The sequence below is a fragment of the Pseudomonas sp. 1 R 17 genome, assembly GCF_900067035.1.
Lineage (GTDB): Bacteria > Pseudomonadota > Gammaproteobacteria > Pseudomonadales > Pseudomonadaceae > Aquipseudomonas > Aquipseudomonas marginalis.
This window is the reverse complement of sequence record NZ_FKLB01000021.1, coordinates 107,856-133,753: the sequence shown is the minus strand read 5'-3', so window position 1 is coordinate 133,753 and position 25,898 is coordinate 107,856. Positions and strand designations below refer to the sequence as shown.

The 25,898-nt window shown below is 60.5% G+C and carries 29 protein-coding genes; 15 read left to right on the top strand and 14 right to left on the bottom strand.

The genetic code is table 11. The annotated features are described in order from the left end of the window. Positions 1 to 12: 12 nt before the first annotated feature. Together BFP99_RS06000 and BFP99_RS05995 are read left to right on the top strand one after the other, a co-directional pair. Positions 13 to 627 carry an RNA polymerase sigma factor gene (locus BFP99_RS06000; RefSeq protein WP_027603751.1) on the top strand — a complete coding sequence of 205 codons (615 nt, stop codon included), beginning with the start codon at positions 13 to 15 and terminating at the stop codon, positions 625 to 627. Then, positions 621 to 866 carry an anti-sigma factor family protein gene (locus tag BFP99_RS05995; RefSeq protein ID WP_027603752.1) on the top strand — a complete coding sequence of 82 codons (246 nt, stop codon included), beginning with the start codon at positions 621 to 623 and terminating at the stop codon, positions 864 to 866. The genes BFP99_RS06000 and BFP99_RS05995 overlap by 7 nt, the downstream gene beginning before the upstream one ends. 107 nt (positions 867 to 973) lie before the next feature. On the opposite strand, the gene BFP99_RS05990 is transcribed toward BFP99_RS05995, so the two are convergent. Continuing rightward, positions 974 to 2,317 carry a putative porin gene (locus BFP99_RS05990; protein WP_027603753.1) on the bottom strand — a complete coding sequence of 448 codons (1,344 nt, stop codon included), beginning with the start codon at positions 2,315 to 2,317 and terminating at the stop codon, positions 974 to 976. Positions 2,318 to 2,600: 283 nt separating this feature from the next. On the opposite strand from BFP99_RS05990, the gene BFP99_RS05985 reads away from it, so the two are divergent. From BFP99_RS05985 to BFP99_RS05975, 3 genes are all read left to right on the top strand, one after another. Then, positions 2,601 to 3,725 (top strand): GNAT family N-acetyltransferase, encoded by a 1,125-nt coding sequence (locus tag BFP99_RS05985; protein ID WP_065946865.1) that lies wholly within the window; start codon positions 2,601 to 2,603, stop codon positions 3,723 to 3,725. Positions 3,726 to 3,802: 77 nt separating this feature from the next. After that, positions 3,803 to 4,060 (top strand): BrnT family toxin, encoded by a 258-nt coding sequence (locus tag BFP99_RS05980; RefSeq protein WP_065946864.1) that lies wholly within the window; start codon positions 3,803 to 3,805, stop codon positions 4,058 to 4,060. Then, positions 4,038 to 4,286 (top strand): BrnA antitoxin family protein, encoded by a 249-nt coding sequence (locus BFP99_RS05975; protein ID WP_065946863.1) that lies wholly within the window; start codon positions 4,038 to 4,040, stop codon positions 4,284 to 4,286. The genes BFP99_RS05980 and BFP99_RS05975 overlap by 23 nt, the downstream gene beginning before the upstream one ends. A 53-nt stretch (positions 4,287 to 4,339) precedes the next feature. Here BFP99_RS05975 and aqpZ read toward each other — a convergent pair whose 3' ends face one another. From aqpZ to BFP99_RS05950, 5 genes are all read right to left on the bottom strand, one after another. After that, positions 4,340 to 5,041 carry an aquaporin Z gene (gene aqpZ, locus BFP99_RS05970; RefSeq protein ID WP_065946862.1) on the bottom strand — a complete coding sequence of 234 codons (702 nt, stop codon included), beginning with the start codon at positions 5,039 to 5,041 and terminating at the stop codon, positions 4,340 to 4,342. 226 nt (positions 5,042 to 5,267) lie between these two features. Next, complete coding sequence (locus BFP99_RS05965; RefSeq protein ID WP_065946861.1) at positions 5,268 to 7,100, bottom strand: ABC transporter ATP-binding protein; 1,833 nt, start codon at positions 7,098 to 7,100, stop codon at positions 5,268 to 5,270. A gap of 82 nt (positions 7,101 to 7,182) precedes the next feature. Then, complete coding sequence (locus BFP99_RS05960) at positions 7,183 to 7,746, bottom strand: peptidylprolyl isomerase (protein ID WP_027603757.1); 564 nt, start codon at positions 7,744 to 7,746, stop codon at positions 7,183 to 7,185. Positions 7,747 to 7,749: 3 nt separating this feature from the next. After that, complete coding sequence (locus BFP99_RS05955; protein WP_065924715.1) at positions 7,750 to 8,553, bottom strand: alpha/beta fold hydrolase; 804 nt, start codon at positions 8,551 to 8,553, stop codon at positions 7,750 to 7,752. Between the two features lie 14 nt (positions 8,554 to 8,567). Continuing rightward, positions 8,568 to 9,491, bottom strand: a complete 924-nt coding sequence (locus BFP99_RS05950; protein WP_065946860.1) for a LysR family transcriptional regulator — start codon at positions 9,489 to 9,491, stop codon at positions 8,568 to 8,570. 49 nt (positions 9,492 to 9,540) lie between these two features. Between BFP99_RS05950 and BFP99_RS05945 the strand changes: the two genes are divergently transcribed. From BFP99_RS05945 to BFP99_RS05930, 4 genes are all read left to right on the top strand, one after another. After that, a complete protein-coding gene (locus BFP99_RS05945) occupies positions 9,541 to 9,855 on the top strand; it encodes a hypothetical protein (RefSeq protein ID WP_027603760.1) in 315 nt (104 codons plus the stop codon). A 151-nt stretch (positions 9,856 to 10,006) separates the two neighbouring features. Then, a complete protein-coding gene (locus BFP99_RS05940) occupies positions 10,007 to 10,609 on the top strand; it encodes an FMN-dependent NADH-azoreductase (protein ID WP_065924713.1) in 603 nt (200 codons plus the stop codon). Between the two features lie 211 nt (positions 10,610 to 10,820). Then, positions 10,821 to 11,696, top strand: a complete 876-nt coding sequence (locus BFP99_RS05935) for a carboxylate/amino acid/amine transporter (protein WP_027603762.1) — start codon at positions 10,821 to 10,823, stop codon at positions 11,694 to 11,696. Between the two features lie 68 nt (positions 11,697 to 11,764). Beyond that, positions 11,765 to 12,181 carry an Lrp/AsnC family transcriptional regulator gene (locus tag BFP99_RS05930; RefSeq protein WP_027603763.1) on the top strand — a complete coding sequence of 139 codons (417 nt, stop codon included), beginning with the start codon at positions 11,765 to 11,767 and terminating at the stop codon, positions 12,179 to 12,181. Positions 12,182 to 12,209: 28 nt separating this feature from the next. Here BFP99_RS05930 and BFP99_RS05925 read toward each other — a convergent pair whose 3' ends face one another. The 6 genes from BFP99_RS05925 to BFP99_RS05900 form a co-directional block, all read right to left on the bottom strand. Beyond that, the gene (locus BFP99_RS05925; protein WP_027603764.1) at positions 12,210 to 12,887 is read right to left on the bottom strand and encodes a phenylalanine--tRNA ligase beta subunit-related protein; all 678 of its coding nucleotides are present in this window, start codon (positions 12,885 to 12,887) and stop codon (positions 12,210 to 12,212) included. A 4-nt stretch (positions 12,888 to 12,891) separates the two neighbouring features. Then, positions 12,892 to 14,118, bottom strand: coding sequence for an ATP-grasp domain-containing protein (locus tag BFP99_RS05920; RefSeq protein ID WP_065946859.1), 1,227 nt, complete (start codon positions 14,116 to 14,118; stop codon positions 12,892 to 12,894). Positions 14,119 to 14,121: 3 nt separating this feature from the next. After that, positions 14,122 to 15,303, bottom strand: a complete 1,182-nt coding sequence (locus BFP99_RS05915) for an MFS transporter (RefSeq protein WP_065946858.1) — start codon at positions 15,301 to 15,303, stop codon at positions 14,122 to 14,124. 8 nt (positions 15,304 to 15,311) lie between these two features. Continuing rightward, complete coding sequence (locus BFP99_RS05910) at positions 15,312 to 15,626, bottom strand: Rieske 2Fe-2S domain-containing protein (RefSeq protein WP_065924709.1); 315 nt, start codon at positions 15,624 to 15,626, stop codon at positions 15,312 to 15,314. A 12-nt stretch (positions 15,627 to 15,638) separates the two neighbouring features. Beyond that, a complete protein-coding gene (locus BFP99_RS05905) occupies positions 15,639 to 17,018 on the bottom strand; it encodes an iron-containing redox enzyme family protein (RefSeq protein ID WP_065946857.1) in 1,380 nt (459 codons plus the stop codon). A gap of 269 nt (positions 17,019 to 17,287) precedes the next feature. After that, entirely contained in the window at positions 17,288 to 18,574 is a 1,287-nt protein-coding gene (locus BFP99_RS05900) for a mechanosensitive ion channel family protein (RefSeq protein ID WP_065924707.1), read from the bottom strand. Positions 18,575 to 18,767: 193 nt separating this feature from the next. Here BFP99_RS05900 and BFP99_RS05895 point away from each other — a divergent pair, with 193 nt between their 5' ends. Beyond that, positions 18,768 to 20,114, top strand: coding sequence for a DEAD/DEAH box helicase (locus BFP99_RS05895; protein ID WP_027603770.1), 1,347 nt, complete (start codon positions 18,768 to 18,770; stop codon positions 20,112 to 20,114). 49 nt (positions 20,115 to 20,163) lie between these two features. Here BFP99_RS05895 and BFP99_RS05890 read toward each other — a convergent pair whose 3' ends face one another. After that, entirely contained in the window at positions 20,164 to 20,439 is a 276-nt protein-coding gene (locus BFP99_RS05890; RefSeq protein WP_065940618.1) for a hypothetical protein, read from the bottom strand. A 154-nt stretch (positions 20,440 to 20,593) separates the two neighbouring features. Here BFP99_RS05890 and BFP99_RS05885 point away from each other — a divergent pair, with 154 nt between their 5' ends. The 5 genes from BFP99_RS05885 (at position 20,594) to copD (ending at position 24,979) form a co-directional block, all read left to right on the top strand. Continuing rightward, complete coding sequence (locus tag BFP99_RS05885) at positions 20,594 to 20,983, top strand: hypothetical protein (RefSeq protein ID WP_017134854.1); 390 nt, start codon at positions 20,594 to 20,596, stop codon at positions 20,981 to 20,983. Positions 20,984 to 21,113: 130 nt separating this feature from the next. Next, complete coding sequence (locus BFP99_RS05880) at positions 21,114 to 22,829, top strand: copper resistance system multicopper oxidase (protein WP_065946856.1); 1,716 nt, start codon at positions 21,114 to 21,116, stop codon at positions 22,827 to 22,829. Positions 22,830 to 22,839: 10 nt separating this feature from the next. Beyond that, positions 22,840 to 23,664, top strand: a complete 825-nt coding sequence (locus tag BFP99_RS05875; RefSeq protein ID WP_065946855.1) for a copper resistance protein B — start codon at positions 22,840 to 22,842, stop codon at positions 23,662 to 23,664. 50 nt (positions 23,665 to 23,714) lie between these two features. After that, positions 23,715 to 24,101, top strand: coding sequence for a copper homeostasis periplasmic binding protein CopC (gene copC, locus BFP99_RS05870; RefSeq protein WP_027603774.1), 387 nt, complete (start codon positions 23,715 to 23,717; stop codon positions 24,099 to 24,101). Then, entirely contained in the window at positions 24,098 to 24,979 is an 882-nt protein-coding gene (gene copD, locus BFP99_RS05865) for a copper homeostasis membrane protein CopD (protein WP_065946854.1), read from the top strand. The genes copC and copD overlap by 4 nt, the downstream gene beginning before the upstream one ends. Here the strand turns inward: copD and BFP99_RS05860 are convergent. Further along, entirely contained in the window at positions 24,976 to 25,842 is an 867-nt protein-coding gene (locus BFP99_RS05860; protein ID WP_065924702.1) for a DUF6279 family lipoprotein, read from the bottom strand. The two genes, copD and BFP99_RS05860, sit on opposite strands and share 4 nt — an antisense overlap. Between the last annotated feature and the right edge of the window lie 56 nt (positions 25,843 to 25,898).

Below are 25,898 nucleotides of genomic sequence, written 5' to 3'. Positions count from 1 at the left end.
TCGAGGTCTTGAATGGCAGCAGCGGACGACGCGCACCTGCTTGAACGACTGCTCAAGGGCGAGCAACGGGCCTACAAGGAATTGGTCACCACGTACCAAAGCGCAATGCGGGCGGTGGCGTATGCCATCGCCGGCCAGCGGCATGCCGACGAAGTGGTGCAGGACGCCTGGCTGTCGGTGGTGCGCAACCTGGCCAAATTCGAAGGGCGTTCCAGCCTCAAGACCTGGCTGCTGACCATCACTGCCAACGCCGCCAAGGGGCGCTATAAGCAGAATCGTCGGGAAGTGCTGCTCGACGATTTGCCTTCGCCCCACGGCACCATCGGCGATGATCGATTCTCCCCCGATGATGGCCACTGGGCCGTCGCCCCGTATGCCTGGCACCAGGACACCCCGGAAGCCTTGCTGACCGAGGATGAGCTGCGCAAGTGCCTGGAGCACACGTTGCTGAGTTTGTCCGAACTGCAAAGCAGCGTGCTGGTGCTGCGTGAACGCCAGGGCCTGGAACTGGAGGAGATCTGTAATCTTCTGACGCTCTCACTCTCCAATGTCCGCGTGCTGTTGCATCGAGCACGGCTTAAAGTCTTCGCCACGGTGGAGCATTTTGAGGAAACGGGCGAATGTTGACCTGTAAAGAACAAGTGGCACGTTCCAGTGACTATCTCGATGGGCAATTGACCTTTCGCGAACGTCTGCTGGTGCGTCATCACTTGATGTTCTGCCCCAACTGCCGACGGTTTATCCGCCAGATGCGCCTGCTGCAGGCGACGTTGCGGATGCTGCCGCAGGAACCGGTGAAGGATGTGGATGCCTTGGCGCAGCGGCTGGCTGCCGAGCGGCTCAAGGATCAGAAAGGCGGGGAATAAGCAGGCTCGCGTGGGGCGATCGGACGGATGATGGGGACCGATCCACCCACGCAAGTCTGGTACAGCCACCTCGGGCCGTCCTGGCCCGAGGTCTTGAACACTTATCTTTAGAACTTGGCTTCTGCATCCAGCTGGAAGGTGTTGGCTTTGGCGCTACCGTCAACCAGCGTGCGGCTGTAGGTGTCGGTCTTGGTCAGGAAGTAGGTCGCGCCGACGGCGAAGTTCTTGTCGATGTCATAGCCGACTTTGAACTTGTGACCACGGGAACCGGTGAAGCCGCCGCCGAAGTCCGAATCGGTGAAGGCCCCCACCACGGCGTTTTTCTGCACGTCACGATAGTTGTAGTCCAGGTTGAAACCGAACACCTTGGACTTGGCACCCAGCAACCAGGCCGTGTCCGCATCGTCGATTGCGTCGTTGTTTTTCACGTACTGACCGTAGAACGACAGAGGCACCGCCAGGCCGCCGATATCGACTTGACCGAAGCCTTCATACAGGCGGAACTCGCCGTTGGGGGTGTTACCGTTGGTGGCCAGCACGTTCGGGGTGCTGGTGCCTGAGGCACGGCTGTCTTCATCGTTCTGGTAGGCGTAGACGCTGCCGCCCAGGGTCATTTTCAGGTTGTCGGTCACCGAGAAGCGGGTCCCCAACTGGCCGGTGGTCAGGCGCAGGTCATGGCGGTACTGCACGCCGTCACCGTCCACGTTGTCCTTGAGGTTGTAGTTACCCAGGCTGCCGAACAGCTCGGCGCTGCCGCCCAGTGGGTACTTGTAGGTGAGTGCCAGGCCTTCCGGGTTGATGTCGCTATCCCAGATCACATCGCCCATGTTGACCCAGGGCTGCAGCATTTTGCCGCCAATGATGTGCAGGTTTTTGATCTGGTCGGGGTGGTAGTCGATATAGCCGAGGTCCAGCCAGATCGATTTTTTATCGAAGTAGCCGTCCAGGTCCTGGTTGGTGGAGCGCGCATCGCTGCCGCCGCCGGTGGCGATACGAATACCGGTGTCCACCTGCGGGTTGATTTCGGTGTAGGCGCCGAGGCGTGCGCGGATCCGTTCGCGGTCCTTGTCACGACCGGTGACGCCGGCGCGGGTAACGCCATTTTCGCCTTCGACCTTGATGGTCTCGTGGCGCATGCGCACATCACCCTTGAACTGAGTCTTGGCGGCCCAGGCCAGTTTCTGGTCGAAGCTGCTCAGCTCGTTGGTTTTCTTCGCGGTGGCCGCGATCTGTTCGTTGGTCTCTTGTTGAGCTTGCCGTGCGATCTGCTGTTCTTTCTGGTCTTTGGCCAACTCGTTTTGCAGTTCGGTGTACTGCGAAGCGGTGATTTGGCCGTTGGCCTTGAGCATGTCGAGCAATTTAGCGTCGACTGCAGCGCTGGCCGGAACGCTCAGGGCCAGTAACAGGCCCCCGCACAGGGCCGCTGCAGTTTTAGTGGAAGCAAGACGCATATCAATCTCCGAAAGTGAGGAGGGATGGCAAACCATCCAGGACACAACCGACCGATGACGGACGGAAAAGTAACCACCTGATAGAACCAGGCGCTCTAAAAACAGGCGTCAGTATCACGATCGTTTATGACGGCGCAGTGGCGAAGTGATGTCATGTAGATGACAAATTATTTAAGAATGGAACTATTGATTTAGAGCCTTGTCGGGCGATTCGGGGGTGTGCCCGGACCTGCGATAAGCGATACTCGCGAGGTTTTCATGCCATGACGTAGTGAGGATGCCAATGCCGCTGCAACGCCTGGACAGCCTGTCCGAAATCGCCCCGCAGGCCTGGGACGCACTGGTGCCGGACGCCCAGCCTTTTGTGCGGCACGCCTTCCTCAGCGCGCTGGAAGACAGTGCCAGCCTGGGCCCTCAAGCGGGCTGGCAACCGGAGCATTTGTTACATTGGGAAGGCGACCGACTGGTGGCGGCATTGCCCAGTTATCGCAAATGGCATTCCTACGGCGAGTACGTGTTCGACCATGGTTGGGCCGATGCCTGCGAGCGTGCGGGCATTGATTACTACCCCAAGCTGCTGACGGCCGTACCATTCAGCCCGGTCAGCGGCCCCCGCTTGTTGGCGGCCAGCGTCGACGATGGTTTCGAACTGCTGAAGAGCCTGCCGGGCTACCTGGAAATCGAAGGGCTCTCCAGTGCCCATATCAACTTCACCGACGGCTTGGCCGATGAGGCGTTAGCCCAACAACCGGGTTGGTTGCAGCGCCTGGGTTGTCAGTTTCACTGGCAGAATCGCGGCTACCGTGACTTCCAGGATTTCCTCGACGCCCTCAGTTCCCGCAAACGCAAACAGATGCGCAAGGAGCGCGAACAAGTGGCGGGGCAGGGCATCGACTTCGAATGGTTGCAAGGCCACGAGCTGAACGAGGCGCAGTGGGATTTTGTCTACGCCTGCTACGCCAATACCTACGCAGTACGCCGCCAGGCACCGTACTTGACCCGCGCGTTTTTCAGCCTGCTGGCCGAGCGCATGCCCGAGGCGATCCGTGTGGTGCTGGCCAGGCAAGGCACGCGACCGGTGGCCATGGCCTTCAGCCTGATCGGTGGCGACAGCTTCTACGGCCGCTACTGGGGTTGCCTGGCGGAGTTTGACCGGCTGCATTTTGAAACCTGCTTCTACCAGGGCATGGACTACGCCATCGCTCATGGCCTGCAACGCTTCGACGCCGGCGCCCAGGGCGAGCACAAATTGATTCGCGGGTTCGAGCCGGTGATCACCCGGTCGTGGCACTACCTGCGCCACCCCGGGTTGAAGAATGCCGTGGAGGATTTCCTCGAGCGCGAGCGGGTGGGGATTGTGGCGTATGCCGAAGAGGCGAGGGCGGCGCTGCCTTACCGGCAGGGCTGAACCATTGGTCTGGCAATGCTGGCAGGACGTAATGGAGTCGATATCCTGTATGTACAAAAGTACATACAGGATGTGCCATGCATTTTGAGTGGGATGAGTCCAAGCACGGCATCGATTTCAACGACGTTCCGGATATCTTTCGGCATCCAATGCTGGCCTTGCGCGATGATCGAGCGGATTATGGCGAAGAGCGTTGGATCAGTATTGGCTGGATCAAATTGTTAATGGGTGTGGTCGTATACACCGAGCGGCATGGTGATGTGATCCGTATCATTTCCGCCCGAAAAGCAACCAAGAAGGAGGCCAAATATTATGACGCAAACATCGAAAACTGATTGGGAGCGCCTGGCCAAGATGAATGATGAAGAAGTTGATACCAGCGATATTCCTGAGTTGGACGCGGAATTTTTCCGACGTGCAGAATTACGCGTTCCAATAAAGCAAGCCGTTACTATTCGACTGGACGCCGACGTTTTGGAGTGGTTTAAAGGTCAGGGTACGGGCTACCAGACGCGCATCAATCAATTGTTGCGCCAATATATGCAGGCTCATCAGGGTTGAGTATCTGCCCATTGAAATCAGCCCTGCTCTACCGGCAGGGCTGACCCTTTGTCTCAGCCCGGCTCCTCCTTGCCCAGCCATCGATAGACCACACCGCCCACCACCGCACCGAGGATCGGCGCGAGCCAGAACATCCACAACTGCTGGATCGCCCACCCGCCCACGATCAATGCCGGGCCGGTACTGCGGGCCGGGTTGACCGAGGTGTTGGTCACGGGGATGGAGATCAGGTGGATCAAGGTGAGGGCCAGGCCAATGGCGATGGGCGCGAGGCCCTTCGGGGCACGGTGGTCGGTGGCGCCGAGGATGATCAGCACGAACATGGCTGTCATCACCAGCTCGCAGACAAACCCCGCTGCCATTGAATAGCCGCCCGGCGAATGCTCGCCATAGCCGTTGGAGGCCAGCCCACCGGCCAGTTCAAAGCCCGGCCTGCCGCTGGCGATGAAGTACAACAATGCGGCGGCGACCACCCCGCCGACGACTTGGGCCACGATATACGCCGGTAACTCCCTGGCCGGAAACCTCCCGCCCACTACCAGCCCCACCGATACCGCCGGGTTGAGGTGACAACCGCTGATATGCCCGATGGCCACCGCCATGGTCAGCACCGTGAGCCCGAACGCCAGGGCCACGCCCAGCAATCCGATCCCGACTGCGGGAAACGCGGCGGCCAACACCGCACTCCCGCAACCACCCAACACCAGCCAAAACGTTCCCAACCCCTCTGTGACTGAACGCTTGAACAAAGACATGCAGCACGTCCTTGATAGATCGCTCTACCCAATCAGTAAATCAGTGATGCTCCCTGCAGATTTACTTCAGCGCCCGTCTGGGCACTGCACTGAGTACAGCACGGTTTTTACACAAATCCAGGCCACCAAATGTGAGAGGGGGCTTGCTGCCGATAGCGGAGTGTCAGTCGCAAAATGTGGTGACTGACCCACCGATATCGGGAGCAAGCCCCCTCCCACATTTGCTTCAGTCGATGCCGACAAACCCTCCGGTCTGGTGCTGCCACAAGCGTGCATACAAACCGCCATGGGCCAGCAGTTCGGCATGGCTGCCCGTCTCGGCAATCTGGCCTTTCTCCAGCACCACCAGGCGGTCCATCCGCGCGATGGTCGACAACCGGTGCGCAATCGCAATCACCGTCTTGCCTTGCATCAGGGTCTCCAGGCTTTCCTGGATCGCCGCCTCCACTTCCGAGTCCAGCGCCGAGGTGGCTTCGTCCATGATCAGGATCGGCGCATCCTTGAGCAGTACACGGGCGATAGCGATACGTTGACGCTGCCCACCGGAGAGTTTCACCCCGCGTTCGCCGACGTGGGCATCCAGCCCGGTACGGCCTTCCGAGTCCGACAGCAGCGGGATGAACTCGTCGGCACGCGCCTTATGCACGGCGGCCCAGAGTTGTTCGTCGGTGGCGTCCGGCTTGCCGTACAGCAGGTTGTCGCGGATCGAGCGGTGCAGCAGCGAGGTGTCCTGGGTGATCATGCCGATCTGTTCGCGCAGGGTTTCCTGGGCCACTTCGGCGATGTCCTGGCCGTCGATCAGGATCCGCCCGCCTTGCAGGTCGTAGAGGCGCAGCAGCAGGTTGACCAGGGTCGACTTGCCCGCGCCGGACGGGCCGATCAGGCCGATCTTTTCACCGGCCTGGATGTTCAGGTTCAAGCCGCCAATGATCCCGCTCTGCTTGCCGTAGTGGAAATCCACCTGCTCGAAGCGTACTTCGCCATGGGGCACTGTCAGGCGCGGGGCGTTGTTGCGGTCGACCACGGCCAGGGGTTGGGCAATAGTCTTGAGGCCGTCCTGCACGATGCCGATATTTTCGAAAATGCCGTTGACCACCCACATGATCCAGCCGGACATGTTGACGATACGAATCACCAGGCCGGTAGCCAGGGCAATCGCGCCCACCGAGATCAGCGACTGGGTCCACAACCACAGGGCCAGGCCGGTGGTGGTGACGATCAGCAGGCCGTTGAGGACGGTGATGACCGCATCCATGCTGGTGAGCACGCGTGCCGCCAGCTGGGTTTTTTCGGTTTGCTCAATGATCGCTTCCTTGGCGTATTCCTGCTCATTCTGGGTATGGGCGAACAGCTTCAAGGTGGTGATGTTGGTGTAGCCGTCGACGATGCGCCCCATGAGTTTGGAACGGGCTTCGGAAGAAATCACCGAACGCTCTTTCACCCGCGGTACGAAGTAACGCAATGCCAGGCAGTAACAAATGATCCAGGTGATCAACGGAATCATCAGTCGCCAGTCGGCCTCGGCAAACAGCACCAGGGAGGTGATGGCGTAGATCGACACGTGCCAGATGGCTTCCGCTGTTGCCACCGCAGAGTCACGCAAGGAGTTGCCGGTTTGCATGATGCGCTGGGCAATGCGCCCGGCGAAATCGTTCTGGAAGAAATTCAGGCTCTGCTTGAGCACATAGCTGTGGTTCTGCCAGCGGATCAGGCTGGTCATGCCGGGGTTGATGGTCTGGTGCACCAGCAAGTCGTGCAGGCCATTGAAAATCGGGCGCAGCAGCAGGGCGACCACGGCCATCCAGATCAGCTCGGTGCTGTGGATCTGGAAGAAGTCGGCGGGCGGTGTGCCCTGGGCCAGGTCGATGATACGGCTCAGGTAGCTGAACAGCGCGACTTCGATCAGCGCACCGACCAGGCCCACCACCAGCAGTGCGGCAAAACAGGGCCACACCTGGCGCAGGTAGTAGAGGTAGAAGGGCAGGACTTTGTCGGGAGGGGCGGCGCTGGGAGCGTCGCGGAAAATATCGATCAGTTGTTCAAAACGACGATAGAGCATTAGGGTTGACGCCCGCCTGGCGGGCTCTCCTTTCAAATGCGCGCGCGGCCTTGTGGGCCGTGCGCGGAGTTTCCTGCAGACTTCAGTCGATGCGCTTGGCCGACTTGATCAGGACAGGATCGATTGGCACGTTCTGCATGCCTTGCTTGGTGGTGGTCTGGGAGTTGACGATGATATCGACCACATCCATGCCCTTGACCACTTTGGCGAACACCGCATAACCGGCATCGCGACCCGGGTCGAGGAAGGCGTTGTCAGCCACGTTGATGAAGAACTGGCTGGTGGCCGAATCCGGGTTCGAGGTGCGGGCCATCGACAGCGTGCCACGCACGTTATGCAGGCCATTGCTGGCTTCGTTCTTGATCGGCGCTTCGGTCGGCTTTTGCGACATCTGCTGGGTGAACCCGCCACCCTGGACCATGAAGCCCGGGATCACGCGGTGGAAGATCGTGTTGGTGTAGAAGCCTTTGTCGACATAGGCGAGGAAATTCTTGGTACTGATCGGCGCCTTGACCGGGTCCAGTTCGATTTCAATGTCGCCGTTGGTGGTGGAGATCAATACGTGTGGCGCCTTGGAAGGCTCGGCGGCCATCAGGTTGGCAGCGAACAGAACGGAACCGGCAAAAAAGGCGATTTTTTTCAGCATGGGTCAGTGATCCTGGGTAGTGGTTTCGACTGTCTCTAGAAAATCGAGCAGGGTGGTATTAAAGACTTCGGGTTGGTCCAAGGGCGTGGCATGGCGGGAATCCTCGATCACCACCAGTCGCGCATCGGGCAGCAGTTTTACATAGTTTTCTTTCTGGGCCACGGGGGTGTAGTCGTGGTCGGCGCTGATGACCAGGGTTGGACAGGTAATCCTCGAAAGTCGTTCCTGTACGCCCCAGCCCACAATCGCATCGAAGCTGGCGAGATAAGCACGTTTGTCGTTTTTTGCCCAGCGTTCGGCCATCTTGCGGCGCAGGTCGGCCTGTGCCGGTTTTGGGAACAGCCGGTCGCCGAGTGCCTTGCCGATGGTGGCGAGGCTGAGCACACGGGCGAGCGTCCAGCGCCTGGCCCACCACCAGTACTCCTGGGCACTGCGTACCTTGACCTGTGGCGCGCTGTTGACGATGCATAGGCTCTTGACCCGGCCGGGTTCGTCCACCGCCAGCTGGAACGCGATCATGCCGCCCATGGACAAACCCACCACATGGGCGGGCGGCAGATCCAGGTGCTCGATCAGGGCGACCAGGTCGTAGGTGAACCCTTCGATGCTATAGCGCTCCCGAGGCTTGTCGGAGCGCCCATGACCGCGCACATCCACCACAATCAGGCGGTAGTGGCGGGCCAGCGCTGGCACCTGCAGTTCCCAATCCTGGCTGCTGGAGCCCAGGCCGTGGATCAGGATCAGCGGCGTGCCGTGGCCGTATTCCTCATAGTGCAGGCTGCAGCCTTCATGGTCGAACCAGGCCATGCATGAACTCCGTTTCAGGCTTGCTGGGGGGCGGCGAAAGGCGCGTCCAGGGGGGCGGTGTCAAAGGTGCGCAGCAGCTCCACGAGGATCTGCGTCGCCGGCCCCAAGGGTTTGTCCTTGTTTGAATACAGGTAGAACGTGGGGTGGCGGCTGCCGCCCTGTTCCAAGGGTAGCTGCTTGAGCACGCCTTCGGCGAGTTCACGCTCGATCATGTGCCGTGGCAGCCAGGCAAAACCCAGGCCGCTGCCGACAAACGCGGCGGCGGTGGCCAGGCTGCCGACGGTCCAGCGTTGTTCGGCGCCGAGCCAGCCTACATCCCGGGGTTGCTGGCGGCCGGAGTCGCGGATCACCACCTGCATCTGGCTTTCCAGGTCCTGGAAGCTCAGTTCGCGGTTCATGCGGTGCAAGGCGTGCTCGGGGTGGGCCACGGCGACGAACTCCACGTCGCTCATTTCGGTGCCCAGGTAGCCGGGGATGCTGAAGCCGCAAATCGCCAGGTCGGCCACGCCTTCCATCAACAGCTCTTCGACGCCGGACAGCACCTCTTCACGCAAACGCACCCGGCAACCACGGCTCTGCGGCATGAACGCGGTGAGTGCGCGTACCAGGCGCGCGTTGGGGTAGGCCGCATCGACGACCAGCCGCACTTCGGCTTCCCAGCCCTGTTCCATATGGTGGGCGAGGTCTTCCAGCTGGCTGGCGTTTTTCACCAGTTGCCGGGAGCGGCGCAGCAGCACTTCACCGGCGTCGGTGAGTACCGCCTTGCGCCCGTCGATGCGCAGCAGCGGCACGCCGAGTTGGTCTTGCATACGGGCCACGGTGTAGCTCACCGAGGACTGCGAACGGTGCAGCGCTTCCGCTGCCTGGGCGAAGCCGCCGTGGTCGACGACGGCTTGCAGCGTGCGCCATTGATCGAGGGTAACGCGGGGCGCTTTCAAGATGTGTTCCTCTTGTCCTAAGCTGGCGGTCCCTATTGGAGACTGCCGAATGAGAAAATTCTGTTGTGTGTTGCTGACGCTGCTGCCGATGAGCGCGTTTGCCTACCCCATCGACGTGACGAAAAAGATCGACGGCGTGAGCATCGATTACACCGCCTCCGACGTGGACGGCGATATCAGCTCGATCCAGCTGAATAACTACGGCACCCAGGACGCCGTGTGTTCGGTAACGTTCACCAACGGCCCGGAATCGCCGCGTCGTCGCACGGTTACGGTGCCGGCGGGGAAAAGCACCAACACCACGGTCAAGTTCAACCGCGCCATTATCAAGATGCGTATCGCGTTGGCCTGCGCGCCGAAATAACACAGCAGCGGAGCATGCCCATCGGGATACTCCGCTTATAAACAAATTTATAGATGGGTTATAGCAGTTTTTTGCGCTTTTTTATCGAATTGGCTCTGTCTAATCTCCACTCCATCGACTTACAGCAATTACAGATGGAGCCTACGAAGCCATGTCCAATGTTCTGATCATCGAAAGCAGCGCCCGCCAGCAGGATTCGATCTCCCGCCAACTGACCCAGCAGTTCATCAGCCAATGGCAGGCCGCCCACCCGATGGACCGGATCACGGTACGTGACGTGGCGCTCAACCCGGTTCCGCACCTGGACGCCAACCTGCTCGGCGGCTGGATGAAACCGGCGGATCAGCGCAACGGTAACGAACAGGCTTCCCTCGACCGCTCCAACGAGTTGACCGACGAACTGCTGGCCGCCGACGTGCTGGTGATGGCCGCACCGATGTACAACTTCGCCATCCCCAGCACCCTCAAGGCCTGGCTGGATCACGTGTTGCGGGCGGGTGTGACCTTCAAGTACACCCCCACCGGGCCGCAAGGTTTGTTGACCGGCAAGCGTGCCATTGTGTTGACCGCGCGGGGTGGCATCCACACCGGCGCCAGTTCCGATCACCAGGAACCGTACCTGCGCCAGGTCATGGCCTTTATCGGCATCCACGATGTCACTTTCATTCACGCCGAAGGGGTGAACCTGAGCGGGGACTTCCAGGAAAAGGGCATCAACCACGCCAAGGCCCAGCTGGTACAGCTCGTGGCATGAGGTGGTTGATCCTTTAATCGTCAGATAATCGCGCGGTGTTTATATCGCTCCACGCCAACCCTTCAAGTACGCGTACGAACCTCCCTTTGCACTTGTTGCTCCTGAGTGCTCCTGCCCGACTGCCGCTTTAGCGAGGTCGGGTTTTTTTTGCCCCGAGTTTCTTCAATCGCCGAAAACCTTTAATGTCCCGCCCATTCGATGCGAGGCGCACATGGGCTATCTACTGGTTGTCACCCTGATTCAGGCATTTTCCTTCAGCTTGATCGGCGAATACCTCGCCGGTCACGTCGACAGCTACTTCGCGGTGCTGGTGCGTGTCGTGCTGGCCGGGCTGGTCTTTATCCCGCTGACCCGCTGGCGCTCGGTCGAACCTGCCTTTATGCGCGGCCTGCTGGTGATCGGCGCGCTGCAGTTTGGCGTGACCTATGTGTGCCTGTACCTGAGCTTTCGTGTGCTCACGGTGCCGGAGGTGCTGCTGTTCACCATTCTCACGCCGTTACACGTGACCCTGATCGAGGATGCGCTCAACCGGCGCTTCAACCCGTGGGCACTGGTTGCTGCCCTGGTGGCAGTGGCGGGGGCGGCGGTGATTCGCTTCGACCAGATCACCCCGCACTTCCTGATGGGCTTCCTGCTGCTGCAACTGGCTAACTTCACCTACGCCGCCGGGCAAGTGATGTACAAGCACCTGGTGGCACGCTACCCGAGTGACCTGCCGCACTACCGGCGTTTCGGTTATTTCTACCTCGGTGCGTTGCTGGTGGTGTTGCCGGCGTTCCTGTTGTTCGGCAAGGCCGATTTCCTGCCGCAAGCGCCGCTGCAATGGGGTGTCTTGCTGTTCCTCGGGCTGGTCAGCACTGCCCTTGGCATTTATTGGTGGAACAAAGGCGCCTGCCTGGTGCATGGCGGAACCCTGGCGGTGATGAACAACCTGCATGTGCCGGTAGGATTGTTGCTGAACCTGCTGATCTGGAACCAGCACGAGCCGCTGGGTCGCCTGGCCTTGGGTGGCCTGGTGATCCTGGGGGCGGTGTGGATAAGTCGATTGGGCGTAAAGCCCGCGCCTGGCGTACAGTCTGCGACGTGATCGGTCGAAGGCAAGCGTGAGCGGCAATGAAAGTCTGCTATCGAAAAGAACGGTGTGGGGGCGGCAGAGTGGACAAGATTGATGAACTGATCATTGCAGCCTTGAAGGATGACTCCCGAGTCAGCCTGGCGCAATTGGCGCGGCAAGTTCATAAGTCTCGAACCGCAGTGGAGTCGCGTGTTCAAAAGCTGATTGAGAAAGGCATCATCCTGGGCTTCACCATCAACGTCGCCGAGGGCGATGAGACCCTGCAAGCGGCGTTCTTGATGCTGACGCTCAATGGCAGCAACTGCCATCTGGTGTTTCCGAAGATCCAGCAGTTCAGCCAGGTAGTGCATGCCTATTCACTGTTTGGCGACGTGGACATGATGCTCGACGTTCGGTACAGGAGCTTTGAAGAGCTGATGGTCTTCAAGGACAGCCTGCTGAAGATCGAGCATGTGAAGGAAGTGGTGGTCAACCCGGTGCTGAAGGCCTGGCGCTAGGCGCCGGCCAGCCCTTCATGTGCTGGCTTCAGGCGTGGTCGCGCACGGTTTCAAGAAAATGATGGCTCAGGTTCGGCATTTTCTGGCGCAGGGTGTCCACGAGTTCTTCGATGACCGCCTGGTTGAACTGGAACGATGTGTCGTCGTGCCCCAGGATCACCACCAACAACCTCGACGAGTCTTTTGTCAGCCGGAAGTCATGGGCATCGGCATCCACCTTGCCGATGCTCGCCAACGGCACATCACCGCAGGTATAGACGATATCGCCGACGGGAATCGTGATGGCCTTCTTGGCGAACAGGGGGCGTAGCACCCTCGGCTTTTCCGACCGCATCACGTAGATGTCATCCTTCTGATGATAGGTGTGCACGCCGATGCTGACCCCATGTCGGATCGCGACCGCGTTATAGGCGTCGACGATGTTGTTGATGGGGTACACGCCTTTGGCGATGAAGCGGCGCAGCAGCTTTTCGTTGGCACTCACGGTATTTTCGTAGCCGAGTTTCTTGAGCTGTTTGGCAAACCCTTCGTACACGACGTTCGAGTCCAGCTCGTTAAGGCGCGAGGCCACGTGGTTCAGGTTACTTTGCAGTACCCCGACGAAGCTCTGGTCATCCGACACGGTGATGTCTTCGATCACGGCGGCGCACGCATTATTGATGCCCAGCTCACAGGCTGACTTTCTGATGATCAAACGACTTTTCATAACCTTAGCCCCACAGTTTTTTTCGCAGGTTGGCGGTACTGGTGTCCAGTTGCTGCGCCGAAGGGCTTTGCAGCCAGAACAGCCCTGGACAGGTGGCGAAGTCGATCGTGACCGGCGTGGTATCGCCGGCGCCGATGAAATAACGGTGCCCGCAATAGGCCTCGTCCGCCTGCGCGCTTTGTATGGCCTGGGGTGAGGGAGGAGCGAAGGCATGGCGTTCATCGGAACAGAAGAAACCGATCCGGCCATGGCTGATCTGGCTGACCGCATCGGCCTGGGGGCGTGGGTGGCCGAGGTAGCTGTCGATCGACAGTGACAGCAAGTCGGGGTGATACACCTGCTGGAACAGCAGGGGCGCGATGCCGCCGTGCAAGCGACCGCCGGCCTCGATCATCACCGGCCCGGCCTCAGACCAGATGATTTCCATATGAATCGGCCCGACCCGCACGCCCAGGGCCGCTGCCGCCTGGCGCGCGTAGTCGGTCAGCGGTTGCAGTTCTTCAGCCCGCGGGTCGAGGGTGTCGAGGCTTTCGTAGACAAACATGCTGCCGTTCTTCTGGATCTTGGTGTACTTGCAGACGCTGGCAACGACGTAGGTGCCGTCAAAGGCGACCATATCCACCACGTACTCCGGTCCCGCTATGAACGACTGCACGATAAAACCGAGGTTGACTTCGCCCAGGTCGTTTTTCTGCTGCCAGGCCGCGTTTTTCAAGGCGGTCTCCACTTCGCGCTTGCCTTGGGCAAACACCACGCCTTCGGTGGCGGCCGAGTTCAGCGGCTTGACCACATAGGTGGCCGCCTCGTCGAGTTTGGCCAGCACTTCGCCGATGCGGCTCGGTGAGCTCAGCAAGTGCGAATCGATGTGGGCCAACTGGTATTTTTTCAGCGCCTGCTGCATGGAGAACTTGTTGCGTCGCAGGTCGCTGGTGATACGGCTATTGCCCGGGATGTCGAGCAGCTCCGTCAGGTAGTCCGTGAGGTAGATCGCGGTTTCGCAACCGGCGATCACGGCGCTCGGTGACAAGGCTTCCAGGGTAATCAACAGGCTCTCTTCCCAGGCATACACCTCATGGAAGTTCTCTGTGATCAGGTCGTTGGTGAAGTGTTCAGGCAAGGCGCGTGTGGAGATCACGGCGATGCACCGTATGCCCTGTGCGTTGAGCAAGGGCGCGTAGAGTTTGCCCGTGGAGAACGGGTCAACGATCAGTACGGTTTTCACGTCGTGCATTCCTTATTCCGTGGTGGCGGTGGGCGCGGCGGCCGGGGTCAGGTTCCACGCCAGTACGGCGGTGGCCAACAGGCCGGCGGAGACGATCATCAACAGGCGGGCGCCTTCGAGTCCGAGAAATCCCGAGGTGGTGAAGAACGTCAGGATCATCGGTGCCGAGCCACTGACCAGCAGGTAGTAGAGCGAACTCTTGGCCGCGATCACATCGGCTACCCGGGCGTTGGGCGCCGACTCGATCAGGGTTTTACGCAGCTGGATCCGCAGGCTGTTGATGCAAAAACCCAGCAGGAAGGCCGCAGCCATCATCACGTAGAGGTTCTGGAAGTAGACGATTGCCACGTCCGCCAGTATCACCAGCGAGATGGCTCCGTAGCTGTTGAGCTTGATGCGCGGCAATACCGCGGCGCTGAAGGCGCCCAGGCCGGCCAGGCCACTGGCGACGCCAAACAGGGTGGCATTCCACTCATTGAGCTTTTGAAAAACGATGGGCACCAGGCTGTTGAACGCGCCGATATGGAAGCCGATCATGCTCAACACGATGATCAGAATGTAGAGGTTGCGCGGCAGCTCCAGCGGTGGTGCATTGGAGGCCCCAGTGGCCTGTTCGGCGGTATGTTCGTTGGGGTTGTCGGCCACCAGGAGAATGGCCGCGAGCGAGAGGATCGCCGCCAGGCTGATGATCTGCAGCGTCTGGTTGACCGAGAACACATCCACGATCAACCCTCCCAGCAGCGCACCGCCGAAAGCACCGATCTGGATGGAGGTTTGCATCAACCGCGCGCAGGTATCGCTGTCGGTGAGGCCGGCCAGCACCAGCTTGGTATTTTTCGATTCCAGGGTGCTGATGGTGAAGTAGTCGGTGACGCCCACCACGAACGCGATGGCCAGGAAGCCGATCGGCAGCAAGGCGGCCTGGGTAAACGACAGCCCCAGTACTGCGGCGAAGGCCGCCAGGCGAATGTACAGCAGTCGTTTCAGGCTGAGCTCAATGGTAAAGAACTTGCCGATGTACTGTTCGCACAAATAGGGCACCACGGTCGCCACGCACAAGGTGGCGCCGACCAGGAATGTTGAACCGGTGGTCTCCAGGCCGAACCAGACCATCGCGATGACAATCGCCATGTCGAGGCCGGTGAACAGGGTCACGATTGAATAGAACGCGGTCAATGTCGATTTAGTATTCATGGGCTTCATCAGTTGTAGCGGGAGATTTTAAGCAGCGGCACACAGCGCTCGGTGTCGCCGACGACGGTGCTGATCTGGTTTCTGACGCGCACCGTGGGCAGTGCTTTTTTTTCCAGGTTGCAGACCTTGTAGGCGTTGTCGTGCCAGGGACAGATCACGCTTTGGCCGTCGCCTGTCACTTCGCCCATGTGCAGCGGGCCGCCACGATGGGGGCATGCGGTGGGCAGCAATTGCGTCGAATACGCATGACGCTTGAGAAAGTAGGTTCTTTCCCCCACGGCCACATAGTTGGCGTGGGTGATATTCAGGCTGATGGCTTTCATTGGGTTGCCTACTCAGATGGCGGTGACGGTGTACGTGCAGGACGGGCTGGTGATGCGGGTGCCGTGCAGCATTCCCTTGGGAATTACCACGCCTTCGCCGGCCTTGAGGCGCACCGTCAGTTCGGGGCTGGCGACGAACTCCAGCTCGCCTGATTCGACCCAGAACAGTTCGTCATTCGGGTGGGTATGCAGCACCGACAGCTCGTGTTCGGTCTCGGTAATCCTCAGGTCCACCGGTTTGTGGCCCTGGAGCGCCGCTGCCTGTGCGCGATGCTCATCGAACGCGTCATGCCAGTTGATATGGGCATACAACTCTTCGTCGGCGATGTCCTGAAGCAGCCTGAACTCTTCAAAGCCGCGAATAAGGTCGGGGATGATCTGGGGGCCGAACTGCTTGATCATGGGAATGATCAGGCGCTGGAGGGCCATTCTTCCGTGGTGCACATCGATGTGGGCATGCTCATCGAAATAGCCCGTGGAGACGCTGCCGTTGAAGATGGTCTTGATCGCGCGTGACTGGTGCTTGGTGGTCAGCGCCAATGTAGCTTCGGTGTAGTACATGGCGCCGATATAGCGGAAAAGCTCGCCATGGTTGGCCGATACGTAGTGGAAGTAGTTGGTGAGCGACAGCGACGCCGGCGTATAGAACTGCCAGTAGTGGTGCACGTGATGGGACATGCCCATGTCCTGGAGCATGTCTTCAAAAATGGTGCTGTGCTTCTTTTTGTCGACGCCGTAGCCATACTCGTCGATCAGGATCTTGAACAATTCGCTGGTGTACGCACCGCTGTTGCCCAGTACGTTGCGGGCCATGGCCGATGCTTCACTGAGGAAGTCTCCCGCACATTGCGTCATGAAAAACCTGGCGGCTCGCTCGGGATGGCGGCTGGTGGTCAGCACTTCATGGAGTTTGGACTCGGATCGGGCGACGTCATCCAATACTTTATCGGTGTGGGCGATAAAAGAGTCCAGGCACCAAGGGCCATTGATATGTACTTCTTCCTTGAGCCAGTTGTACAAGTAGTGTTCCAGCAACGGGCGGATCTTTTTGCCACTGGCTGCGTGCTGCGGATCATAGAAACGCTTGAACGCCTTGAAGTCCAGTTCCAATGGCGGCTTGGGCAAGAAGACCAGGTCTTGTTCGTAGATATTCAATAACAACCGCTGTGCCAATAGATGCTGGCTGTTTGAAAGCTGGTCGCTGGTCAGGCAGGTGGTGATGATTGAATCGGTTACGTCCTGCGGCCGCGAAGGGCGCTGGTAGGGGTTTTGGGTATAAAAATCGTGGGGTTGAGCAAAGGCGCCAGCACCACAATAGTGGGTCAATGCTTCGGCATTCGAACTTAATACAAAGTCTGCTGCATTATCGGAAAGCTGAGTTGTCCATAACATGAGGGGGGCCTTTTGCTGGCGTTGTTTGATGGCCAGATGCTAAGGCGTGGATTTTTTTTAAAACAGATTAGAAATAGTGCGCGCAAGTAGTGAAATTCACTAAAGGCGTAGGAGAAATTTTCTTTATGGGGTGGGCCCGTTGAATAATCGGCAGCAGCGGCTATACATAGACGCTGGCTTTTATCGGTCGTGTTTAGATGAATACGGTTGCGCCCATCGTCCTATATAGCGACGAGGCGCTTGCCAGCCCCTCGTCGATATCGTTGTCACTACGCCGGGGTTTCCAAGGTTCGGGCAGTGCCTGCCAGGGCCAGTATCCCGGTGCGCAAGTCGGTGCCGCTGGGTTGCTGGTACAGGTTCAATCCGAACTCCGGCAACACGGCCAGCAGGTAGTCGAAAATATCCCCCTGGATCCGCTCGTAATCGGCCCACACGGTGGTGCGGGTAAAGCAGTAGATCTCCAGCGGCACGCCCTCGGCGGTGGTTTGCATCTGGCGCACCATGCAGGTCATGTTCGGCTGGATGTCCGGATGGCTTTTGAGGTAGGCCAGGGCATACGCGCGGAAGGTGCCGAGGTTGGTCATGCGCCGGCGGTTCGCCGACAGTTGCGCGCTGTGGCCCTGGGCTTCGTTCCAGGCCTTGAGTTCGGCCTGCTTGCGCCCGATGTAGTCGGTGAGCAGGTGCACCTGGGTCATGCGCACTTCTTCATCGTCACGCAAAAAGCGCACGCCGCTGGCATCAATAAACAGGCTGCGCTTGATGCGTCGCCCACCCGAGGCCTGCATGCCGCGCCAGTTCTTGAACGATTCCGACATCAGGCGCCAGGTCGGGATGGAGACGATGGTCTTGTCGAAGTTCTGCACCTTGACCGTGTGCAGGGTGATGTCCACCACATCGCCATCGGCGCCGACCTGGGGCATTTCGATCCAGTCGCCGACGCGCAGCATGTCGTTGCTGGTCAATTGCACGCTGGCGACGAATGACAACAGCGTGTCCTTGTAGACCAACAGGATCACCGCCGACATCGCACCCAGGCCCGACAGCAGCAACAGTGGCGAACGGTCAATCAGGGTCGCGACGATGATGATCGCGCCAAACACGTACAGCACCATCTTCGCCAACTGCACGTAGCCCTTGATCGAGCGGGTACGCGCGTGTTCGGTGCGCGCATAGATGTCCAGCAGGGCGTTGAGCAGGGCGCTCATGGCCAGCATCAGGAACAGGATGGTCAGGGCCAGGGCCACATTGCCGATAAACAGGATGGCGGTCTTGCTCAGGTCCGGCACCAGGTACAGGCCGAACTGGATCACCAGCGACGGCGTCATCTGCGCCAGGCGGTGGAAGACTTTGTTGTGCCGCAGGTCGTTGAGCCAGTGCAGCGCCGGTTGCCGGCCAAGCAATTTGACGGCGTGGAGGATGAGGTAACGCGCCACACGTCCGAGCAGCAGGGCCACCACCAGCAACACCAGGAAACCGAGGCTGGCATGCAGCAGCGGGTGTTCGTCGAGGGTGCCCCAGAGGTCTTGGACGTTGAGCCAGAGCTGTTTGATATCCATGGATGAAACCGATTCTTCTGTAAGACAAGACGGCGCGATTAGAGCATTTAAGTGCAACAAAGTTGATGCCGTGGACAAATGCTCTGACAAAAAAGCAACTGATTAGCGCCGTTCGCGTAAAGACACTCGGTTTGGACGCCCGAAACCGGTACCCTATGCAGCTGATTTTTTGTATTTCTTCGAGGTAGCACCCGTGTTTTCCCAATTCGCCCTGCACGAACGCCTGCTCAAAGCCGTGGCCGAGCTTAAATTTGTCGAGCCTACGCCTGTGCAGGCAGCGGCCATCCCGCTCGCGCTCGAAGGGCGTGACCTGCGGGTGACGGCTCAAACCGGGAGTGGCAAGACCGCCGCTTTCGTGCTGCCGATTCTTAACCGCCTGATCGGCCCGGCCAAGGTCCGCGTCAGCATCAAGACTCTGATCCTGCTGCCGACCCGCGAGCTGGCCCAGCAGACCTTGAAGGAAGTCGAGCGCTTTTCGCAGTTCACCTTCATCAAGTCCGGCCTGATCACCGGTGGCGAAGACTTCAAGGTCCAGGCCGCCATGCTGCGCAAGGTGCCGGACATCCTGATCGGCACGCCTGGGCGCATGATCGAGCAACTCAATGCCGGCAACCTTGACCTCAAGGAAGTCGAGGTGCTGGTGCTCGACGAAGCCGACCGCATGCTCGACATGGGCTTTGCCGACGACGTGCAACGCCTGGTGGCTGAATGCGTGAACCGCCAGCAGACCATGCTGTTCTCCGCTACCACCGGTGGTTCGACCCTGCGCGAGATGGTCGCCAAGGTCCTGAACAACCCTGAGCACCTGCAGGTCAACAACGTCAGCGACCTGAACGCCACCACGCGCCAGCAGATCGTCACCGCTGACCACAACGTGCACAAGGAACAGATCCTCAACTGGTTGCTGGCCAACGAGACCTATCAGAAGGCCATCGTGTTCACCAACACCCGCGCTGCCGCCGACCGCATCTACGGCCGCCTGGTAGCCCAGGACTACAAGGCGTTCGTGCTGCACGGCGAGAAAGACCAAAAGGACCGCAAACTGGCGATCGACCGTCTCAAGGCCGGCGGCGTGAAGATCCTGGTCGCCACCGACGTCGCCGCGCGCGGCCTGGACGTGGACGGCCTGGACATGGTCATCAACTTCGACATGCCCCGCAGCGGCGACGAATACGTGCACCGTATCGGCCGTACCGGGCGTGCGGGCAACGATGGCCTGGCGATCTCGCTGATCTGCCACGGCGACTGGAACCTGATGTCAAGCATCGAGCGCTACCTCAAGCAGTCGTTCGAGCGCCGCACCATCAAGGAAGTCAAAGGCACCTACACCGGGCCGAAGAAGGTCAAGGCATCGGGCAAGGCCGTTGGCGTGAAGAAGAAAAAGACCGACGCCAAGGGCGAGAAGAAAAAGGCCGGTGCCAAGTCGCCGACCAAGCGCAAGATCGCCAACCGGCCGAAGACCGACAACCTGTCGCTGGTCAGCAAGGATGGCATGGCGCCGCTCAAGCGTCGCAAGCCAGAAGCACCCGCTGCCGAGTAAGGCGTGAGGGATGTGAAAAAACCGGACGTTGTCCGGTTTTTTTATGGCCTCAGTTTTTCGCTTTGGCCGCCGCTTCTTTCAATTCCTTGAGGCGGGCGTCGATCAACTGGCACTTGTCGGGAAACTCCGCGCTTTCAGTATCCAGGTCCATCTTCTGCAGCTCGTCGTTCATCTCCTTGGCCTTGGTCGGGTTCTGCTCAGTGAGTTTGGCCACTTCCTGGGCCAGTTGCTCGCGTTTGGCCGTGGCCTCTTCCGGGGTGCAGGCCCAGGCGGGCAGGGCGGTGAGCAACGTGGCGGCGATGGCCAGGTTCATCAGGGTTTTCATGGTCGGACCTCCTTGGCGGTGATGCTCAGTTGAGGGGGCGAACGTCTGGAAAGTTCAGAGAAATGACGCCCGTCGGTTGGTATGAACGGCCACAGCCCCATAGGGTCACTCCTACAGACGGGCTACTTTCCTTAGGCCTGCAGGAGGAATCAGGATGACGACTTACAACTGGGATCTGATCGAACGTCTGCTGCATGAAGTGCAGAACGGCGAGGGCAGTTTTGCCCCGCGCAAATACGCCGAGCAGGAAGCGGCCGAGAAGGCCACGGCGGGCGAGTCCACCGGTAACCTGGATGCGCTGAAAAAGACCGCCGCGGACTATGAAGCGCTGTTGTTCAAGCGTGGGTTTATCGAGTCGCGGCCTGAGGAAGAAGGCGGTAACGGAGAGAATTTCATTCTGACCGCCCTGGGCGCGCAGCTGTTGGCGCTGATCGACAGCTCCATCCCGGGCAATGATCATCCGCGCCAGGTGCTGGATGAGCAGGCCGATGCGTTGGACCCGGCGACCTTTGCAGAAGTGGCCTCCAAAGCGCAGATCGCCTGACCCCTCCATGCCCCGGCACCCAGGCGGTGCCGGGCACGCCGAAACTGTCGGATCGGTAATCTGCCGCTAAGGTTGCTGACAGCCGGCGCCCCCTAATCTGCTGCCATTCAACTGACGGACTTGAATCGGCATGCACTCTACTACCTCCAGACGAACCTTCGTCAAAGGCTTGGCCGCCGGCGGCCTGCTCGGCGGGCTCGGGCTATGGCGCACGCCGGTATGGGCGCTGACAAGTGCGGGCGAGCCCACCGTGCTGGCGGGCAGCGAATTCGCTCTGTTTATCGACCAGACGCCGGTCAACCTCACGGGTCAACAGCGCACCGCGTTGACCATCAATGGCAGCCTGCCCGGCCCGTTGCTGCGCTGGCGTGAGGGCGACACCGTGACCCTGCGCGTGCACAACCGCCTCAGCGAGCCGACGTCGATCCACTGGCACGGCATCGTGTTGCCGTCGACCATGGACGGCGTGCCCGGCCTGAGTTTCAAGGGCATCGAGCCGGGTGGCGTGTTTGTCTATCAGTTCAAGGTCAGACAGCACGGCACTTACTGGTACCACAGCCATTCCGGGTTCCAGGAGCAGCAGGGGGTGTACGGCCCGCTGGTCATCGAGCCGTTGGAGCCCGAGCCCTTCACCTGCCAGCGCGACTACGTGGTGATGCTCTCGGACTGGACCGACGAAGATCCCGTCGCCCTGATGAAGACCCTCAAGAAGCAGTCCGATTACTACAACCGGCATAAGCCCACCGCGGGCGATTTCGTACGGGATGTGGGCAAGCAGGGCTGGTCGGCCACCGTCAGCGACCGGCTGATGTGGGCGCAGATGAAGATGAACCCTACCGACCTTGCGGACGTCAGCGGCCAGACCTACACCTACCTGCTCAACGGCCAGCCCCCCGGCCTCAACTGGACCGGGGTATTTGAGGCCGGGGAGAAAATTCGCCTGCGCTTTATCAACGGTTCGGCGATGACCTATTTCGATGTGCGCATCCCGGGGCTGAAGATGACCGTAATCGCCGCCGATGGCCAGCCGGTCAAGCCGGTCAGCGTCGATGAGTTCCGCATTGCGGTCGCCGAAACCTTCGATGTGCTGGTGGAGCCCACGGCAACGGCCTACACGCTGTTTGCCCAGTCCATGGACCGCACGGGTTATGCCCGTGGCACGCTTGCCCGCCAGGCGGGGGCGACGGCGCCCGTACCGGCGCTTGAGCCGCGCCCGTGGATAACCATGGACGACATGGGCATGGGTGGGATGGATCACGGCGCCATGGCGGACATGCCGGATATGGCCGGCATGGATCACAGTGCGATGGGCGCGATGTCGATGCAGAGCCACCCGGCCAGCGAGCAGAACAACCCTTTGGTGGACATGCAGGCGATGAGCCCGGTGCCCAAGCTCGACGACCCGGGGATCGGCCTGCGCAACAACGGTCGGCGAGTGCTGACCTATGCCGACCTGCACAGCACCTTCGACGATCCCGATGGCCGCGATCCCACGCGCACCCTTGAATTGCACCTCACCGGGCATATGGAGAAGTTCGCCTGGTCATTCAATGGTGTGAAGTTCTCCGATGCCGAGCCCTTGCAACTGACCTATGGCGAGCGCGTCCGGCTGGTGCTGGTCAACGACACGATGATGAGCCACCCGATTCACCTGCACGGCCTGTGGAGCGACCTTGAGGATGAAAACGGCCAGTTCCAGGTCCGCAAGCACACCATCGACATGCCGCCGGGCTCGCGCCGCAGTTACCGCGTGACCGCCGATGCCCTGGGGCGTTGGGCCTATCACTGTCACCTGCTGTACCACATGGAAATGGGCATGTTCCGTGAAGTGCGCGTGCATGAATGAGGAAGCGAGCATGAACCGTCGGGTTTTATCTGTGTGTATCGCGCTGGCCGGGTGGGCATTCGGCTCGCCGGCGCAGGCCGAGGAGTTTCAAGGCATGAGCCCGGCGGTTCCGGCGCTGAGCGAAAGCCGTACGCCGATCCCGCTGCTCACCGACGCTGATCGCGCCGCCGTGTACAACGCGCCGGGCGGGCATGTGGTGCATGACAGCGGCATCAACTCGATGCTGCTGGTCAACCAGCTGGAATGGCAAGGCGGCGGTGGCGGTGGTGCGCTGAACTGGGACATCAAGGGCTGGCTCGGTGGTGACATCGACCGCCTGTGGCTGCGCAGCGAAGGCGAGCGCAGCGCCGGTCGCACCGACAGCGCCGAAGCCCAGGCGTTGTGGGGGCACGCCATCAGCCCTTGGTGGGACCTGGTTGGCGGCGTGCGCCAGGACTTCAAGCCCGCAGATAGCCAGACCTGGGCGGCGTTCGGCCTGCAGGGCATGGCGCTCTACGACTTCGAGGCCGAGGCGACGCTGTTTGTGGGTGAGTCGGGCCACACCGCGGCACGTCTGGAAGGGGACTACGACATCCTGCTGACCAACCGCCTGATCCTTCAGCCGACGGCCGAACTCAATTTTTATGCGCAGAACGATCCGCAGCGCCGGGTGGGCGCAGGCCTGTCGGAAAGCGAGCTGGGCCTGCGCTTGCGCTACGAGGTGCGCCGGGAGTTGGCGCCTTACGTGGGGGTGAGTTGGAACCGCAGCTATGGGCGGACGGCGCAGTACGCTCGCGACGAAGGCGAAGACATCAGCCAGCTGCGCTGGGTGGTCGGTGTGCGCCTTTGGTTTTAACCGGTTTCTTATTCCTATAACTCGCCGCCTTGAGCGGCCTGGAGCCTTGCATGTCGATGTTGAAAACCGCGTTAACAGGGGGGGCGCTGTGGGTCGGATTGATGATCAGCCTGCCGGCCTCGGCCCATCCGAAACTGTTGTCCTCCCTCCCTCCAGCCGGGGCCCAAGGTGCCGCGCCGGCCGTCATTGAACTGCGCTTTTCGGAGAACCTGCTGACGCAGTTTTCCGGGGCCAGGCTGACCATGACCGATATGCCCGGCATGCCCAATTCGCCGATGCCCATCAAGGCCAGTGTCGCGGCGAGCACCGACCCCAGGGTGATGCTGATCAAGCCGGCCTCTGCACTGGCTACCGGCACCTACCGGGTCGATTGGCGCGCAGTGTCATCCGACACGCACCCGATTACCGGTAACGTGGTGTTCAGCGTCCAGCCATGAGCGAATTGACCCAAGTCACACTGCGCTTTGCGCTCTATCTTGACCTGATGCTGTTGTTTGGCCTGGGGCTCTTTGGTCTCTACGGGCTCAAGGCGCCGGAGCGCGTGCTGCTGAATTTGAAGGGCCTGCTGCGGCTGACGGCTGGCGTCGGGATAGTGCTGTCGATGGCGTCGCTGTTGACGCTGACCCAGGCCATGAGTGGCGCAACGGATTGGCAGACGCTGTGGCCGCATCTGCACATGATGCTCTGGCAGACCGACCTGGGCTTGACGTGGTGGCTACGGATGGCGGCGCTGGTGGTGGCTGCGCTTGGCACTCGCCTGCCATTGGCCACGTTGTCGGGCGCCGCCGCGTTGGTGACGCTGGCGTGGACCGGGCACGGCGTGATGCATGAAGGCACGCTGGGTGTGTGGCACATCCTCAGCGACGGCGCGCATCTGTTGGCGGCCGGCGGCTGGGTCGGGGCGTTGGCGGCGTTCGGGTTGTTGTCGAGGCGCACGTCTTTGCACGATGCTTATCACGTTCGGGTGCTGGCAAGGGCGCTGAAGGGGTTCGAGCATGTGGGAGCGGGATTTGTCGCGGTGCTGATCGGCACCGGTGTGGTCAACTATCTGCTGGTGGTCGGGCTGAATCTGGAGGGCCTTACCGGCGGTGTCTACGCGATCCTGTTGTGCCTGAAGCTAGGACTGTTTGGCTTGATGCTGGGGCTGGCGGCGCTCAATCGTTTCCACCTGACGCCGCTTCTGCAACGGTCCGTGGCGACCGGTGATTATGTCGCTGCCATGGCTGCGCTACGGCGCAGCATGGTGCTGGAGATGGGGGCAGGGGCGCTGGTCCTCGCGCTGGTGGCCTGGTTGGGCACCCTGGCGCCCAATTAGGACTGCGCGCTTTTCAGGCATTTGAGCGCCTGGAAGTCACTGCGGACCTTGTCGATTTTCTGGGTGAGTTTCAGCCGTTGCGGCACGCTGCTGTCGGCCATGACGTCGATGATCAGGCTGCGCGCGGCGGCTTCGGTCTGGGCATACGCCGCGCGATACTCCGGTGTCCACAGGCTTTCGCGGTCCACCAGCAGTTGCTGGATTTTCTGCGGGAAATCGGCGCTGTGGCGTTGCTGCACGGCGTCGATGAATTGTGCCTGCCAGTGGGCACGGTTGCCGATCCACTGCTCGTTCTGCTCGCCCAGGCTGATGGACCAGGCCATGACCCGGTTCTTCTGGCTATCGCTCAGTGGCCCCATCCACGCATCCAGACGCTTGTTCATACGCTCGGCGCGGTCCTGGATCTGCTTGGCCAGCGGCGGCTTGAGGTATTCGTCCTGGCGTTTGCGCAGGTCCTTGGCCAGGGCATCGTTCATGTCGTTGACCTGCTGGTCATCCAACCCTTGTAACAATTCAATCGCCGACGGGGTGATTTCCCGTGCCACCTCGGCAATCGCCTGCTTGGCCTCAACCGTGCGGGTTTGCAGCGCTGCATCGGTGACCTGGTTGCTCTCGACCATTGCTTGCAGGCGGTCGAGCCAGTCGAGGTAACCCGGCAATTGTGTGGTGCAGTGCCAGGCCAGGTGGTCCTTGAGCTTGTCGTTGAACCAGCTCTTCTGCCCGGCGTTCATGTCCAGGTAGTCGTTGAGGGTCCAGGGGATGATCACGTCCAGGTTGCGGTAGGCCAGGCCCACACGGTTGCAGCCGGCTAGCACCAGGCTCAGGGTCAGGAATACCACCAGCAGTTTGAGCCGATGCAACATGGGCGTGTCCTTGCGCAGAGGGGAGTTAATGCATGTGAACCCGCGGCGCACGCGAC